This window comes from Methylobacterium sp. GC_Met_2, from assembly GCF_026540795.1.
Taxonomy (GTDB): Bacteria; Pseudomonadota; Alphaproteobacteria; order Rhizobiales; family Beijerinckiaceae; genus Methylobacterium.
Window position 1 is genome coordinate 22,560 of sequence record NZ_JALNUM010000062.1, and the last position, 15,127, is coordinate 37,686.

The 15,127-nt window shown below is 69.8% G+C and carries 14 protein-coding genes and 1 pseudogene; 8 read left to right on the forward strand and 7 right to left on the reverse strand.

The window, feature by feature from the left end; translation table 11 throughout:
* Positions 1-131: 131 nt before the first annotated feature.
* Together OXS49_RS19985 and OXS49_RS19990 are read right to left on the reverse strand one after the other, a co-directional pair.
* Entirely contained in the window at positions 132-1,520 is a 1,389-nt protein-coding gene (locus OXS49_RS19985) for an MdtA/MuxA family multidrug efflux RND transporter periplasmic adaptor subunit (protein ID WP_267426319.1), read from the reverse strand.
* 292 nt (positions 1,521-1,812) lie between these two features.
* Complete coding sequence (locus OXS49_RS19990) at positions 1,813-1,971, reverse strand: hypothetical protein (RefSeq protein WP_267426320.1); 159 nt, start codon at positions 1,969-1,971, stop codon at positions 1,813-1,815.
* 397 nt (positions 1,972-2,368) lie between these two features.
* Between OXS49_RS19990 and OXS49_RS19995 the strand changes: the two genes are divergently transcribed.
* The 4 genes from OXS49_RS19995 (at position 2,369) to OXS49_RS20010 (ending at position 6,630) form a co-directional block, all read left to right on the forward strand.
* The gene (locus tag OXS49_RS19995) at positions 2,369-3,523 is read left to right on the forward strand and encodes an aminotransferase (protein WP_267426321.1); all 1,155 of its coding nucleotides are present in this window, start codon (positions 2,369-2,371) and stop codon (positions 3,521-3,523) included.
* Positions 3,524-3,604: 81 nt separating this feature from the next.
* Complete coding sequence (locus OXS49_RS20000) at positions 3,605-4,099, forward strand: DUF4112 domain-containing protein (protein ID WP_244003400.1); 495 nt, start codon at positions 3,605-3,607, stop codon at positions 4,097-4,099.
* A gap of 358 nt (positions 4,100-4,457) precedes the next feature.
* Positions 4,458-5,669 carry an ABC transporter permease gene (locus tag OXS49_RS20005; protein ID WP_244003402.1) on the forward strand — a complete coding sequence of 404 codons (1,212 nt, stop codon included), beginning with the start codon at positions 4,458-4,460 and terminating at the stop codon, positions 5,667-5,669.
* A gap of 433 nt (positions 5,670-6,102) precedes the next feature.
* The gene (locus OXS49_RS20010) at positions 6,103-6,630 is read left to right on the forward strand and encodes a MucR family transcriptional regulator (RefSeq protein WP_244003403.1); all 528 of its coding nucleotides are present in this window, start codon (positions 6,103-6,105) and stop codon (positions 6,628-6,630) included.
* Between the two features lie 27 nt (positions 6,631-6,657).
* Here OXS49_RS20010 and OXS49_RS20015 read toward each other — a convergent pair whose 3' ends face one another.
* The gene (locus OXS49_RS20015) at positions 6,658-8,091 is read right to left on the reverse strand and encodes an FAD-linked oxidase C-terminal domain-containing protein (RefSeq protein WP_267426323.1); all 1,434 of its coding nucleotides are present in this window, start codon (positions 8,089-8,091) and stop codon (positions 6,658-6,660) included.
* A 191-nt stretch (positions 8,092-8,282) separates the two neighbouring features.
* Here OXS49_RS20015 and OXS49_RS20020 point away from each other — a divergent pair, with 191 nt between their 5' ends.
* A complete protein-coding gene (locus tag OXS49_RS20020; protein ID WP_267426325.1) occupies positions 8,283-9,308 on the forward strand; it encodes a KpsF/GutQ family sugar-phosphate isomerase in 1,026 nt (341 codons plus the stop codon).
* Positions 9,309-9,397: 89 nt separating this feature from the next.
* On the opposite strand, the gene OXS49_RS20025 is transcribed toward OXS49_RS20020, so the two are convergent.
* From OXS49_RS20025 to OXS49_RS20035, 3 genes are all read right to left on the reverse strand, one after another.
* Positions 9,398-10,153, reverse strand: a complete 756-nt coding sequence (locus OXS49_RS20025; RefSeq protein WP_244003409.1) for an SHOCT domain-containing protein — start codon at positions 10,151-10,153, stop codon at positions 9,398-9,400.
* A 132-nt stretch (positions 10,154-10,285) separates the two neighbouring features.
* Positions 10,286-10,885, reverse strand: coding sequence for a nitroreductase family protein (locus tag OXS49_RS20030; protein WP_267426327.1), 600 nt, complete (start codon positions 10,883-10,885; stop codon positions 10,286-10,288).
* Positions 10,886-10,961: 76 nt separating this feature from the next.
* On the reverse strand, positions 10,962-12,029 hold the full coding sequence (locus OXS49_RS20035; RefSeq protein WP_244003413.1) for a GSCFA domain-containing protein: 1,068 nt from the start codon (positions 12,027-12,029) through the stop codon (positions 10,962-10,964).
* A 73-nt stretch (positions 12,030-12,102) separates the two neighbouring features.
* Here OXS49_RS20035 and OXS49_RS20040 point away from each other — a divergent pair, with 73 nt between their 5' ends.
* Complete coding sequence (locus tag OXS49_RS20040) at positions 12,103-13,152, forward strand: WcbI family polysaccharide biosynthesis putative acetyltransferase (protein ID WP_267426329.1); 1,050 nt, start codon at positions 12,103-12,105, stop codon at positions 13,150-13,152.
* 6 nt (positions 13,153-13,158) lie between these two features.
* On the opposite strand, the gene OXS49_RS20045 is transcribed toward OXS49_RS20040, so the two are convergent.
* Positions 13,159-13,563 (reverse strand): response regulator, encoded by a 405-nt coding sequence (locus OXS49_RS20045; protein WP_244003417.1) that lies wholly within the window; start codon positions 13,561-13,563, stop codon positions 13,159-13,161.
* A gap of 358 nt (positions 13,564-13,921) precedes the next feature.
* On the opposite strand from OXS49_RS20045, the gene pal reads away from it, so the two are divergent.
* Together pal and OXS49_RS20055 are read left to right on the forward strand one after the other, a co-directional pair.
* Positions 13,922-14,416: a peptidoglycan-associated lipoprotein Pal gene (gene pal / locus OXS49_RS20050; protein WP_244003419.1), complete on the forward strand. Its 495-nt coding sequence runs from the start codon at positions 13,922-13,924 to the stop codon at positions 14,414-14,416.
* A 104-nt stretch (positions 14,417-14,520) separates the two neighbouring features.
* Positions 14,521-15,127: pseudogene (locus OXS49_RS20055) on the forward strand (tol-pal system protein YbgF); the annotation flags it as partial.

Below are 15,127 nucleotides of genomic sequence, written 5' to 3' on the forward strand. Positions count from 1 at the left end.
GTGCAGAACGAGGCTTCGGCCTTCATGCAGGCCACGGCCCCTCCGGAAGCCGGGCTCCCCTCTCCCCCCCTGCTGCGCAGGGTACCCTCCCCCGCAGAGGGGGGAGGGGAACCGTCGCGCCAGCCCCGAACTCACTGCGCCTGACGGCGCCGGTGCCGACGACCGCCCTCCGCTGTCCCTTGAGAATCCGCCGCGTCGGCCGGTGCCTCGGGCTTCACATCACCCTTGCCGTCCGGCTTCGCCTCGACCGCCTTGCCGTCGCCGGCAGCTGCGGCCCCCTCGGTGATCCGCACCGGCGCGCCATCCTTCAGCCGGTCGGTGCCATCCGTGACGACCCGATCCCCCGGCTTCAGTCCCGAGGCCACCACCGTGTTGGTCCCGTCGGTCTCGCCGGTCTTGATCGGCCGAACCGTGACCTTGTTGTCCCCGTCCATCAGGTAGACGTAGGTGCCGGGCGTGCCCTGGAGCAGGCTCGCATTCGGCACCAGTGTCGCCTCCCGCACCGTGTCGACCGTCAGCTTGGCGTTGACGAACTGGTTCGGAAACAGCTCCTCGTCGGCGTTGTCGAACAGGGCGCGCAGCTTCACCGTGCCGGTGGTCGTGTCGATCTGGTTGTCGACCGTATCGAGCCGGCCGGTGGCGATCTCGTGGGCGTCGCCGCGGTCGTAGGCCCGCACAGCGAGCTTGGTCCCGGCCCGCACCTGACGCATCACCCGGGCGACGTCGTCCTCCGGCAGGGTGAAGATCACCGAGATCGGGTGGAGCTGGGTCACCACCACGATCGCCGTGGAGGCAGCCGAGATGTAGTTGCCCTGGTCGACCTGCCGCAGGCCGACCCGCCCGTCCACCGGCGACGTGATGTGCGTGTAGGCGATGTTGAGCTTCTGCTGGTCGACGAGCGCCTGGTCGGCCGCGATCGTACCCTCATTCTGCTTCACCAGGGCGGCCTGGGTATCGACGTTCTGCTTCGAGATCGAATCCTGACGGTTCAGCGTCTGGTAGCGCTGGAGGTCGAGCTTCGCGTTCTGGAGGAGCGCCTGATCGCGGGCGAGCTGGCCCTGGTACTGGGCGAGCAGCGCCTCGTAGGGCCGGGAATCGATCTGGGCGAGTTCGTCGCCGGCCTTGACCGCCTGGCCCTCGCGGAACTTCACCGCCATCAGGTAGCCGCTGATCTGCGACTTCACCGTCACGGTGGCGAGCGGCGTCACCGTGCCGAGGCCTTGGAGGATCACCGGCATGTCGCCGGTCGTCACCGCGGCGATCCCCACCGCCTGCGGCATGTCGGCCCCGCCGCGCCGGCCGCCATGGCCGCCGGTATGCTGCGCCGTCGCGGGCTCGGCCCCCTTGGTGGTCCGGGCCTCGTACCAGCGATGGCCGATCGCCCCGGCGCCGGCGAGCAGCACCAGGATCACCAGCCAGCGGATCGGCCGGAACCGCCGCCGCCCGACATGGCGCACGGGCGTCTCACCGGGCTGGTAGGCGCGGGCGGTGTCGGTCCGGATCGGTGAACTCTCGTTCATGTCTGACTCGTGTCTGACGGGAGCCCGGGCCCGCCGCACTGGCGACCATGGAAGGCCCTAGCCCCGCGTGTCCAAACCCCTGTGCCGGCCCCCGCGACGCTGGTCCCGGAGGCTGAGTCTGAGATCGTTGCCGTTTCGTGTCGTGGCGCGGCGGAAACGACACCTGACGCGGAGTCCAGGCCCATGATGTTATCTGGGGCCTGTACGGCTCCTGACTGCGGCGACATCTTCGCCACCGGGACAGCGTGGAAGCGATGCCCGCCTAATGCGCCGTCACTAGGGCGGTGAGGTTTCAGTCGTGTTGCTGGTGTTCCTGTTGCGGAGTCGCATAGGCGCGCAACACCGCCTGGAGCGCCCCGTCCACAGGGGTCACCGGCAGGGCGCGCCGCAGGGTCACACCAAGACCCGCGATCAGCAGTGCGAGGAGAAGGCAGCGTGAGGCCGTCCGCATCGTCGGTTCCGAACGGTCGCTGGCGATCATGGCTTCGCACGCCGACCACGACATTGGCCGCTCATCCGCCCTGCACGATCGGGCGGCGGCGTTCCGGATCGAAAGCCTAGCCCCGAACAGCCGAAAGGACCACCGACCCGCAAGTCGATGGTCCTTCGAGAGGACCGGGGCGGCTTCCTGATGGCAGAGCGAGGGGGCGAAGCCCTGCCGGCAGGTGTGCCGCACCGGCCGTGTTGAGAACCTACGATACGAGTGATGAAAGTCAACATTCGTCAGCCCCCCGATTTCGGAGGCGCGATACGTCTGTGCGCATGCGCACATTCCTCAAGGATCGAAGCCCATGCTACAGGCCGGCCATGCTGAGTCCGTCCCGGCCCGACCACCCGTTTCACGCCGCATGAATCCGGTCTTCGCGACGCTGCCCACGACGGTGTTCGAGACGATGTCGCGGCTCGCCCGGGCCCACGGCGCGGTCAATCTCGGCCAGGGCTTTCCAGACGATCCCGGGCCCGCCGACATCCGCCAGCACGGCGCCCGGGCCCTGGTCGACGGCTGGAATCAGTACCCGCCGATGATGGGCGTGCCGGCGCTGCGTCAGGCGATCGCAGCGCATTACGCGGCGCATCAGGGTCTCGACCTCGATCCGGAGACCGAGGTGATGGTGACCTCCGGCGCCACAGAGGCGCTGGCCGGTGCGTTGCTGGCGCTGGTCGAGCCCGGCGACGAGGTCGTGCTGTTCGCCCCCATGTACGACGCCTACCTGCCGCTGGTCCGGCGCGCCGGCGGCGTGCCGCGGGTCGTGACCCTGACGCCGCCGGCGTTCCGCCTCGACGAGGCCGCCCTGGAGGCGGCCTTCAGCGACCGCACCCGGGTGGTGCTTGTGAACAATCCGCTCAACCCCAGCGCCACCCTGTTCGGGCAGGACGACCTCGCGCTGCTGGCCCGCACGTGCTGCCGCTTCGACGTGACCGTGCTCTGCGACGAGGTGTGGGAGCATGTGGTCTTCGATGGCGCGCGCCATACGCCGCTGATGGCGCTGCCCGGCATGCGCGAGCGGACCGTGAAGATCGGCTCGGCGGGCAAGATCTTCTCGCTCACCGGCTGGAAGGTCGGCTTCGTGATGGCCCATGCCCGGCTGATGCAGGGGCTTGCCAAGGCGCATCAGTTCCTCACCTTCACCACGCCGCCGAACCTTCAGGAGGCGGTGGCCTACGGCCTCGCCAAGCCCCCGGATTGGTTCGACGCCATGCGGACGGGTTATGCCCGGTCCCGCGACCGGCTGGCCGGCGGATTGCGGGTGCTCGGCTTCGACGTCCTGCCCGCGCAGGCGACGTGGTTCCTCAACCTCGACATCGCGGGCCTCGGCCTCGGGGACGATGCCGCGTTCTGCGAGGCGCTCGTCACACGGCACGGCGTGGCGGCGATCCCGGTGAGCGCCTTCTACCCCGACGCCTCCGTGCGGACCCTCGTGCGCCTCTGCTTCGCCAAGGACGACGCCACCCTGGATACCGCCCTCGACCGGATGAGCGGGCTCGCCCGGAGCCGGCCATGACGGACGCGCGGCCGTTCCTTGCGGGGATCCGACCGTGGGGCCACATCGTTGAGAGCGATGGCTTCCGCACGGACCGCAACCATGGATTTCACCCAGGCCCCCTCGACCGGCCGCTTCGCCCGGACCGAGACCCGTCCCGGCGGCGAGGACCGCCTCGGCGCCCGCCCACCGTTCCTGTCGGCGGATCTCGGCCGCGAGGCGAGCCTCGCCCGGCTGGAGACGCTGGCCCACCTGATGGATACGGCCTTCGTGATCCCGGGGATCAACCGGCGGGTCGGGTTCGACGCGCTGATCGGCCTCGTCCCGGTGATCGGCGACGTGGCCGGCATGGTGATCTCGTCCTTCATCGTCTACGAGGCCAAGCGCCTCGGGGCGCCGCGCTGGCTGGTGGCCCGGATGGGGCTCAACGTGGCCTTCGACGGTCTGATTGGCGCGGTGCCGATCGCGGGCGACCTGTTCGACGCGGCTTTCAAGGCCAACCGCCGGAACGTCCGCTTGCTGCGCAACTGGATGGAGCGCAGCGGCGGCCTGCGCCCGAGCGAGATCGAGGGCACCGCGACCCGGCTCGACGGCTGAGGGGGGCTGAAGGGACGGGCGCCGTCCTTCCGCCCCTGGTCCCGGCGCGCTTGAAAACCGAGATCGGGCGCCTCCGCTTCTCTTCCTCCCCCCTTCGTGGGGGCGGGTGGCGCCCGAAGGGGGTCGGGAGAGAGGGAGCGCCCGTGCAGAATGCGGCTCCGACCCTCATGACGGACGCGCCTTTTCCTGGAGCCGGGTCACCGTTCCCGACCCCTGCTGACGCAGGGGCCGCCCTCCCTCGCAGCGGTGGGAGGGAGAGAAGCGGAGAGAGCTGCCCGCTTCCCCAATCCGGATGCGTGAACACCGCCCGCCGCATCGCGGGGCGGGCCAGCCTGCGCCCGTCTGGGAGTCTCCAGCCATGAACGAAGTCGCCCGCCCCGGCGAGGGCTCGGCCGTGCCCGCGCCCATGCCCGGCGCCCAGCCGATCGTCCTGCGGCCGGACGAGGGCGCCCCCCCACCGCTCGCCCCGGCCGGGCGCCGTGGCCTGTCGCCGATCAACCGGCGGCGGCTCGACAATTTCCGCCGCAACCGCCTCGGTTCCGCGTCGTTCCTGATCTTCACGATCCTGTTCGTCGCCAGCCTGTTCGCCGAGTTCATCGCCAATGACCGGCCGATCCTCCTGTCCTACAAGGGCGAGTGGCTGGTGCCGGTGCTGGTCGACTACCCGGAAGAAAAATTCGGCGGCTTCCTCGCGCAGACCGACTATCGCTCCTCCGAGATCCGCAAGGAGATCGCGCAGAACGGCTGGGCGCTCTGGCCGCCGATCCGGTTCTCGTACGACACGATCAACGAGGATCTGCCGACCCCCTCGCCGTCGCCGCCGACCTGGATGCTCACGGACGCGCAGTGCCGGCCGGTCGCGGAAAAGCTCGGCGGCACGACCTGCGCCGATATCCCCTGGCACTGGCTCGGAACCGACAACACCACCCGGGACGTGCTGGCGCGGGTGATCTACGGCTTCCGCATCTCGGTGCTGTTCGGCCTGATCCTGGCGGCGATCTCGTCCGCGATCGGCGTGGTGGCGGGTGCCGTGCAGGGTTATTTCGGCGGCTGGGTCGATCTCGCCTTCCAGCGCTTCATCGAGGTCTGGGGCGGGATCCCGACCCTCTACCTGATCATCATCATCTCGGCCTTCATCGCGCCGGGCTTCTTCGTGCTGCTCGGGATCATGCTGCTGTTCTCCTGGGTGGCGCTGGTCAGCGTCGTGCGCGCCGAGTTCCTGCGCGCCCGGAACTTCGAGTATGTCCGCGCCGCCCGGGCGCTCGGCCTGTCGAATATTCGGATCATGACCGTCCACCTGCTGCCGAACGCCATGGTGGCAACGCTGACCTTCCTGCCGTTCATCCTGAACGGCTCGATCACGACCCTGACCTCGCTGGACTTCCTCGGCTTCGGCCTGCCGCCGGGCTCGCCCTCGCTGGGTGAGCTCCTTGCCCAGGGCAAAGACAACCTCACCGCACCCTGGCTTGGGCTCACGGGCTTCCTGGTAATCGCCGTGATGCTGAGCCTGCTCGTCTTCGCCGGCGAAGCCGTGCGCGATGCATTCGACCCGCGCAAGACCTTCGCCTGACCTTCGGCGTGGCGGGACCTGAGGTTATCGGCGCGCGAATCAACCGGACGCCCGACGGGGCCGAATGTCGCTGCGGCCCGCGGGTTTCACGAAATCTTGCGCGGAGGCTGCTGATGTTGTGTGCAGATCGCTAAACCCGAACGCAGGACCGTCCGAGACTGCGATCGCCTCAGGGCGTAAAGGTCTCTCCCATCAACGAAAACTTGCTTTCAGGATCCGCGCAGCATTCGCTCGTCGGACTGCGCTAAAGCGACTGCGAAGTGCCGTCCCGTTGTCGCCAATGCAACCGCACACTGTAGAGACGGGCTCTTAATGCACACTTAGACTTATGTCCGCGCGCAGATCCGTATAAGGGTGAGCTTGCTTTTTCCGACCGGTGTCTTAACTCGCGAAAAGAGCGGTTCCCACCAGGTTTCGAAGCAAGGAAGAGAAAATGTCTGATGCTGTGCTGACAGCCCAACTGGATTACATCGAACGGACCGTGGACGTCGTCGCGGCCTACGTTTCCAACAACTCGCTGCCCTCGGCCGAATTGCCCAGCCTGATCGCGAGCATCCACGGCGCGCTGAATTCGATCGCCTCCGGGTCGGTCGCCCCGGTCGTCGATACGGTCGAGCGGCCGACCCCGGCCCAGATCCGCAAGTCGATCCGGCCCGACGGGCTGGTCAGCTTCATCGACGGCAAGTCGTACAAGACGCTGAAGCGCCATCTCACCAAGCACGGCCTGGACCCGCAGACCTATCGCGAGCGCTTCGGGCTGCCGGCCGATTACCCGACCACGTCGGCGAATTACTCGGCGCAGCGCTCGGCCCTGGCGAAGAGTCTCGGCCTCGGTCAGCCCGGCCGCGGCCAGCAGGCTGATCAGGACGATGAGGCCGTGGACGATACGGTCTCCGCTGCCCCGCAGGGCCGGCGCCAGGGTGCCGCGGGTCGCGGCCGCCGCAAGAACGAGGCGGCCTGAGGGCTCGCCAGGAGGGTCGGCTCCGGTTCAGGCCGCAAGCCGTCCCTCCAGCGGGAAGACCTTGGCGGGGTTCAGCATCCAGTCCGGATCGAAGACCGCCTTGACCCGCATCTGCTGAGCGAGATCGACCTGATCGTACTGGAAGCGCATCAACTCGCGCTTCTCGATGCCGACGCCGTGCTCGCCGGTGAGGCAGCCGCCGACCTCGACGCAGAGCTTCAGGATCTCGTCGCCCGCTGCCTCGGCCTTCTGCAACTCGCCGGCCTTGTTGATGTCGAACAGGATCAGCGGGTGCAGGTTGCCGTCGCCGGCGTGGAACACGTTGGCGACCCGCAGGCCCTTCCCGGCACAGATCGCGCCGATCCGCTCCAGCACGGGCCCGAGCTGGCCGGTGGGGATCGTGCCGTCCATGCAGATGTAGTCGGAGATCCGGCCGGTGGCCCCGAAGGCCGATTTGCGGCCCTTCCAGATCGCGGCCGATTCCGCCTCCGAGCGCGAGACCCGCAGGCTGGTCGGGCGGAAACCTTCCGCGATGCGCTCGATCCGCGCCAGCATCGCGCTGCACTCGGTATCCGAGCCCTCGACTTCGATGATCAGCATCGCTTCGGCGTCGCGGGGATAGCCGGCCTGGGCGAAGTCCTCGGTGATCAGGATCGCCTCGCGGTCCATGTATTCGATCGCCACCGGGATGATGCCGGCCGCGATGATCGCCGCCACGCAATCGCCCGCATCCTCGACCTTCGAGAAGCCGACCAGCGCCGGCCGCGCGCCCTCGGCGGCCCGCAGGATCCGCACCGTCGCCTCGGTGACGATGCCGAGCTGCCCCTCCGAGCCGCAGACGAGGCCGAGCAGGTCGTAGCCGCCGGCATCGAGGTGCTGGCCGCCGATCTCCACCACGGTGCCGTCGTTGAGCACCAGGGTGACGCCGAGCAGGTTGTTGGTGGTCACCCCGTATTTGAGGCAATGCGCGCCGCCGGAATTCATCGCGATGTTGCCCGCGATGGTGCAGGCGAGCTGGCTCGACGGGTCGGGGGCGTAGAAGAAGCCCTTGTGGCTGACCGCCCCCGAGATCGCCAGGTTGGTGATGCCGCTCTGCACCCGGGCGGTGCGGTTGGCGAATTCCATGTCGAGGACCTTGGTCATCTTGCCGACGCCCAGGATGATCGCGTCGGCCTGCGCGATGGCGCCGCCCGCGAGCGAGGTGCCGGCACCCCGGGGCACCACCCGCACGCCGTTGGCGTGGCAATACGCCATGATCGCCGAGACCTCCGCGGTGGTGGAGGGCAGCACCACGGCCAGCGGCATCTGCCGGTAGGCGGTCAGCCCGTCGGTCTCGAAGGCCCGGCGCTCGTCCTCGCTCACGACCAAAGCCTCCGGCGCCACCAGGGGCGCGAGGCCGGCCAGGATCGCCTCGCGCCGGGCGAGGATGGCGGGATCGGGATCGGGGAAGCGGATCGACATGGGGCTGGAGCCCTCGATTTGTGTGGCGTGGCGCCAGCATGGACCCGGGCGGGCGCGGCTTCAACCGCGTTGCGGGCGGCCGACCTGCGGCGCTGCGTCGTCCCGGCGTCACATTTCAACCATGACGGCTGCCTAGCGTCGGCACTCACGCTTCGCATCGCCGGCCCGGCGCCGGGTTCAGAACGGAACCGATGAACGCTCCCGCCTCCAGCGCCCTGCGCGACGACCTCTACGACGCGCTGGCGCCGCATCTGGCCACCACCCGGGATCTCGGGATCCGCAGCCTGCAGCTCGGCATCGCGGCCCTGCAAGAGGCGAGTGCGGCGTTCCAGGGCCGGCTCGGCGTGGCCTTTGAGGAAGCGGTGCAGACGATCCTGCAGAGCAAGGGCCGGGTGATCGTCAGCGGCATCGGCAAGAGTGGCCATGTCGGGCGCAAGATCGCCGCGACGCTGGCCTCCACCGGCACCCACGCGTTCTTCGTCCACCCCACCGAGGCGAGCCACGGCGACCTCGGCATGATCGCCCGGGACGACGTGATCATCGCCCTGTCGTGGTCGGGCGAGACCGCGGAACTCTCCGACCTCGTGGGCTTCAGCCGCCGCTTCTCGATCCCGCTGGTCGCCATCACCCGCAACGGCGAGAGCACGCTCGGCCGGGCCGCCGACGTGCTGCTGGAGCTGCCGCGGGTGCGCGAATCCTGCCCGCACGACCTCGCGCCGACCTCCTCCAGCCTGGTCCAGCTCGCGCTGGGCGACGCGCTGGCGGTGGCGCTGCTGGAGCGGCGCGGCTTCACCTCGGCGCGCTTCCACACCCTGCATCCCGGCGGCACGCTCGCCGCCCGTCTCAAGACCGTGCAGCAGGTGATGCACGGGCCGCAGGACATGCCGCTGGTCCACGAGACCGCGCTGATGTCCGAGGTGCTGATCGAGATCGCGGCGCGGCGCTACGGCTGCGTCGGCGTCACGGATGCGGCCGGGCGCCTCGTCGGCATCGTCACGGACGGCGACCTGCGCCGCCACATGGGCCCGGCGCTCCTCGACACGCAGGTCTCCACGATCATGACCCGCGATCCGGTCACCGTGGAGCCGCACAAGCTCGCCCAGGCGGCGCTGGAAGTGATGAACCGCCGGCTCATCACCGCCATCTTCGCGGTTTCGGACGGGCGGCCGGTGGGCATCGTCCACGTCCACGACCTGCTGCGCGCGGGCATCGCCTGATTGATCAGCCGGGGCTCTGCCCTGGCGACCCGCCAAAGGGCGAAGCCCTTTGGAATCCCGGATATCAGAGCGCGAAATCGGGACAGGCCTTATAGCCGTGCCAGCAGCTCCGCCTTCTTGTCGGAGAATTCCCGGTCGGTGAGCACGCCCCGGGCGTGCAGTTCGGCCAGCCGCTCGATGGTGGCGAGCACGTCGCCGGGCGGATCACGATCCGGCACGGGTGCCGGTGTCTGCGCCTCCGCCGGATCCGCCTGCCGCGGGGCAGCTGTCTCCGCCTCGATGCGGCGCAGCCGGGCGAGATCGATGGCGCCGGCCTGCCCGGTGAAGCCGAGGCTGCCGTTCGCTTGCGAGACCCCCGTGATGTGGTGCTCGCCCGTGTCGTAGACCGCCACGCCTGCCCCCGATTCGACGGCAAGCCGCCGCCTCTCCGGAAAATAGGCGTAGCGCATCCCGTTCTGCGAACCGGTGCTCGCCGGGGACCCGAGCTCCGCCGGCCACCACGCGCCGCCGCGCCGCGCCGCCGGGGCCGTCTCCGAAAAGCCGCTCGCCGGCAGCGCGGCGGCGAGTTCGGTGCAGAGGGCATCGACCCGCGCCTTCAGTCCATCGTCGAACATCCGGCCAACCATCACCATGCCGCCCGAGAACCACTGGCCCATCCCGCCGAGGTCGGGATGGTCGAACTGCGCCATGGTCCCTTGGCCGCGCTCCAGCGCCCGCACGAGGTGACGCACCGCATCGAGGCTGACCCCGTGGCGGTCGGCGACGCTTTGCAGGCCCGAGGCATGATCGAACCGCCCGTCATCGAGGAACGCGGCGGCCGTGGTGCCGCTGTCGGACGAACCCATGAGCCAGCTCCCGAATGTCGCAGGGCGGATCGGACATGCCTGGGCTCGGCTCGAAGGTGATGCCGGCCGGGCTCAGGACGGATCTGCGATGCGGACACAATCCGCAGTTGCTGGCGCCGGTTCCGGCCCGCTTCAGCCCGCGGCCGGCGGGAACGGCCCCGCGATGGTGAAGTCGGTGATCGGCCGGCGGCCGTTCGGGGTCTCCCGCGGCCGCTGCTCCTCGCTGAGTTCGGCCTCCGGAATCTTGCGGCCGACCGCGAAGGCGGCCTCGATCCGGTGGTTCTCGGGCAGGCGCAGCACCTCCGGGGCGCGGACATGATCGAAGCCGACCATGCCGTGGGCGTGCCAGCCCTGGTGGATCGCCTGGAGCTGGAACGCCAGGGAGGCGGTGCCGGCGTCGAAGGAACGGCTGTAGGAGGGTTTCAGCTCATCCCCGACCTTCATGAACCCGTTCGAGACCAGGAACAGGATCGAGCCGGTGCCCGAGACCCATTTCTGATTGCCGGGCACCAGCAGGTCGAAGAACGTGTCCCAGTGGGCGTCGCCCCGGAGCGCGTAGAGGAAGCGCCAGGGCTGCGAGTTGTAGGCCGAGGGCGACCAGCGCGCCGCCTCGATCATCCGCATCAGCTCGGACTCGGGCACGGCCTCGCCCGTGAAGGCCCGGGGCGAGTGCCGCTTCACGAAGACCGGATCGATGGCGTGGTCGGGCTGGCGGGGCGGGGGCAGGCTCAAGGCTTCGTCTCCGGAGGGCGTGGGCGCCCGACGGGCCGAGCTTGCCCGAAAGGACCGGCCGGAAGCAACGGAGGCCTCACGCCACGCTGCGCTCGATCTCCTCCTCGTCGCAGATCACGCCGGCATTGCCCTCGAACTCCGCGGCGAGGTCCACGGGCGCGTGGGTCGGGGCCGGGGAGACCCGGTCGCGCGCAAAAGTCGCCAGGAACAGGCGCATGACGTGGCGCACGCCCGCGTCGTTGATGGTGCGCTGGTCCTCGTTGTAGTAGCGCCCGGCATTCACGTTGCTCGTGACGATGTCGTAGGCGGGGAAATAGACCGCCCGCGGGTCGCCGCGGCCGACCACCTCGCCGGCCGCCACCCGCAGCACCGACTTGGAGTAGCTGTTCGACTCCATCACGTGCCGGTCCATGTAGGTGGCGATCATCGGAACCGGCGAGACCGTGAAGATCACCCGCGCCTTCGGGTTCACGCTCCAGAGCCGGTCGAGGAAGCCGTTGAGGTCGCCCAGCACCTCGCCCGCGCCCGCGTTGACGCACTCGTAGAGGTCCGGATCGAAGGTTCCGCCCGCGACCCCGGGGGCGAGCGGCAGCGCCGCGCCATCGGCCCGCCAGCGCCAGCCTTCCGTGAGGCCGAGCGTCAGCACGAACACGTCGAGCGTCTCGAACAGGCGGCGCACCTCGGCCAGATGCGCGTCGCGGGCCGCGATCACCTCGGCCTCGCTGGCGAAGCCCGCCGGCTCGACTGTGGGACGGAACGGATCGACGTAGCGGCCGTCATCGCGCCGCCACGCCTTCAGCTCCGGCTCGAATTGCCCGTAGGCCCGGTCGAACAGCTGCACGAACTGGCGCGTGTAGTAGAGATTGCCGTAGCGTGCCGAGAACGTGCCGAACTGGCGGGCATTGGCCTCCTCGGCGCTCATGCCGGGGGTCGGCGGCTCGGTCAGATAGTAGTTGAACCCGGCGCCGCGCACTGCTTCGGCCACCCGCTGCGCGAAGCACGAGCCGCCGGTGGCGACCTTGTCGGTCGGCGCGATGACGAACGTGTCCTTCGGGTGCGGATTCACCGCGAAGGGCGGCACATTGGTCACGACCTTGCGCCAGAATCGCTCGGCCGGTAGACCCGTATACGGATTCAACGCCATCTTCGAACCCTCTTCCTCACGACGGCGACGGCCCTCGGGACCGCTGACCCGTCTGCTGACCCCGGCACGCGACGTGGCCCTGAACGACCTGCCCCGGCGCGCCCGCAGCGCGTTCACGTTTCCGACGACCAGTTGGGCCCCCACCTGGGCGACACCATGGCGGAACCGCGCCCGCGCGGTCACCGGTCGGGACGGGCCGAGCATCGCGGTGCTGGGCAATTGCCAGGCCCGGGGCGTCGCCCAGGCGATGCGCCTGCTCGCGCCGAAGAGCCCGGTCCGCTACCTGCCCATGGGTTCGCTGAAGCGCGACCACGGCCATATCGACGGCCTGGTCCGGACGCTGCTGGCCCACGACCACGTCTTCTCGCAGACCTTCCCGGCCGGGCTGATCCCGGGGGGCGACGCCGCCACCCTGCGGGCCGCCGACCCGCGGCTCAAGCTGTTTCCCTCGATCGTGTTCTCGGCCTTCCACCCCGACATGGTCTATGCCGGCCAGGCCTCGGACCTCGCCGCGCTGAAGCTCGCGCCGTCGCCGATGGGGCAGTACCACTCGGCGATCGTACTGACCGCTCATCGGCTCGGCCTCGCGCCTGAGCGCACCGCCGCCCTGTTCCGCGAGGATGTCTTCCGACGCCTCGGCTATCTCGACCATTGGGATCCGGCCGTGCGGGAACTCGTCGGCGCCGCCGAGGCCGTGGGTTTCGGCCTGGAGCGCGAGCTGACCCGCTGGGCGCGCCGGGGCGCCTTCATGCACCTGATGAACCACCCGAAGGCACATGTCGTCGGCGACATCGCCCGGCGCCTGCTCGTGGAGAGCGGGATCGCCCCCGAGCCCGTGGAGATCGAGGATTACCTCGGCGACGAGCTGACCCAGGACGTGATCTGGCCGATCTACCCGGCGGTCGCCGAGCAGTTCGGGCTGACCGGATCGTACCTGTTCAAGGCCAAGGCGGCGAAATCCAAGGTCGTGGGCGAGGCGTTCCCGGTTCTCTACGACCTGCAGGGCTTCATCGCGGCGAGTTTTTCGATCTACGACGCCCTGCCGGCTGGCGACCTCACCTGTCCGCGGGTGGAGACCTGGCTCGCCGCGCCGGCGATCGTGGCCCTGTTCAGGGCCGGCTGAACCCGCTCAGCCGGTGGCGCAGAGCGGCGCGCCGAGATGCGCCTCACCAAGGCCCTCGACCATCATCCGCACCAGCCGGTCGACCTCCTGGACCTGGAACGGCTTGCGCAGAAAGAAGCTGCCGGGCACGCCGCTGCGGCCCGTCGTGTCGGTCGAGGTGTAGACCACCGGCCGGTCGGGATGGATCGTCCGAAAGGCGTGCGCCACCGTCCAGCCGTCGATCAGTCCCGGCAGATGGATGTCGGTGAACAGCCAGTCGATGGCCGCGCCCTGCGCGCGCAGGAGCGTCAGCGCCGCCTCGCCGGTGGAGGCCTCGACCACCCGGATGCCGTGGGTTTCGCACAGGCTCGCGATGATCTCGAGGAGCAGGTAGCTGTCCTCGACGATGAGGACGCTCTGGGCGGGGCGCATGGCGGATGTCCGGTGTTCGGGCCGCCGATTAAGGGAGCGGCAAGATTGATGATGTCTTAACGGCCGCCGAGTGTCCGTTACCGGACGGTTCGGGACCGCGCGCTGCTGTTGCAGCGCCGCCACCGGCGCGGCCGAAATCGCCGTTCGGCCCCCGCCGCCCCGGCGCTGCCGCATTCCGGGCGCGTCCCGGGTGCGTCAGCGCACGGCGCCGAGCGGCATGGATCGCCACCACGCGCCCGTGCCGCCCGGTGGAACCGTCGCTTAACCATCCGCGCCTACGAACGGCATCAGAACGACGCGGACCCGCCTCGAAGACCCGCAGCCGGCCTTCGGCACCGCTCGAGGAGTTTTGACGATCATGCCCCAGCATTTCCGTGCCGCCGCCCTCGGCCTCGCCCTCGTCGCCGGTCTCGGCCTCGGCGCCTGCAGCAACGACAAGGACCTCGCCGACGCCTCCGCGTTCGGAGCCGGCGCCGCGACCCCGGGCAGCGCGCAGGACTTCGTCGTCAATATCGGCGACCGGGTCTTCTTCGAATCCGATTCCACCGACCTGACGCCCACCGCGACCGCGACGCTGGACAAGCAGGCCGCCTGGCTGCAGCGCTACCCGCGCTACACCTTCATCATCGAGGGCCATGCCGACGAGCGCGGCACCCGCGAGTACAACTTCTCCCTCGGCGCCCGCCGCGCCCAGTCGGTGAACGACTATCTCGCCACCCGCGGGATCACGGGCAACCGGATGCGCACCGTGTCGTACGGCAAGGAGCGGCCGGTGGCGGTGTGCAACGACATCTCGTGCTGGTCGCAGAACCGCCGCGCGGTGATCGTGCTGGACCGCGGCGCCGGGGCGTAACGCTAGGCAGGTTCGCTGGGGTGGAGATCGATTTCCGCCCCAGTTTTGCCGCGGACCGGCGCATCTGTTACGGCCACGCGCCGCCCTCGGACCGCAGCCGCCCCATGCTCGCCCGCCTTCGCACCCGTCTCGCCCTCGCCACCGCCCTCGGCACCGCGCTCCTCGGCCACCCGGCCGCCGCGCAGGACGCCTCGGAACTGGTGGTGCGCCTCGGGCGCATCGAGAACCAGTCCCGCGTGATGGCGGGGCAGATCGAGACCCTCCAGTACGAGAACCGCCAGCTCAAGGAGCAGCTGCGCAAGTTCCAGGAGGATGTCGAGTTCCGGCTGAACGAGGGCAAAGGCAAAAGCGAGGGCAAAAGCGAGAGTAGGGGCGCCGGCAAGCCCGCGCCTGCGGCCGCGCCGTCCTCCGGACCCGCCGGGACCGTCAACGGCGTCAATCCGGGTTCCGGTCGGCCGGGCAAGCGCGGCGACGCCTTCGACCCGTCGCAAACGCCCGGGGCGCCGGGCGCGCCGATGCAGCTCGGCAGCACCCAGCCCTCCGCGCCGCTGCCGCCGCGGGAGGCCATCGAGGCAACCCAAGAGACGACCCGAGAGACGACCCGGGAGACAACCCAAGCGGCCGAGGCCGCGCCGCGGCCGCAGCGTTTGCCCCAAGGGGCGATCGAAGGGGCCATGGAAGGGGCCGTCGAGGGCGAGGACGACGCCGAGG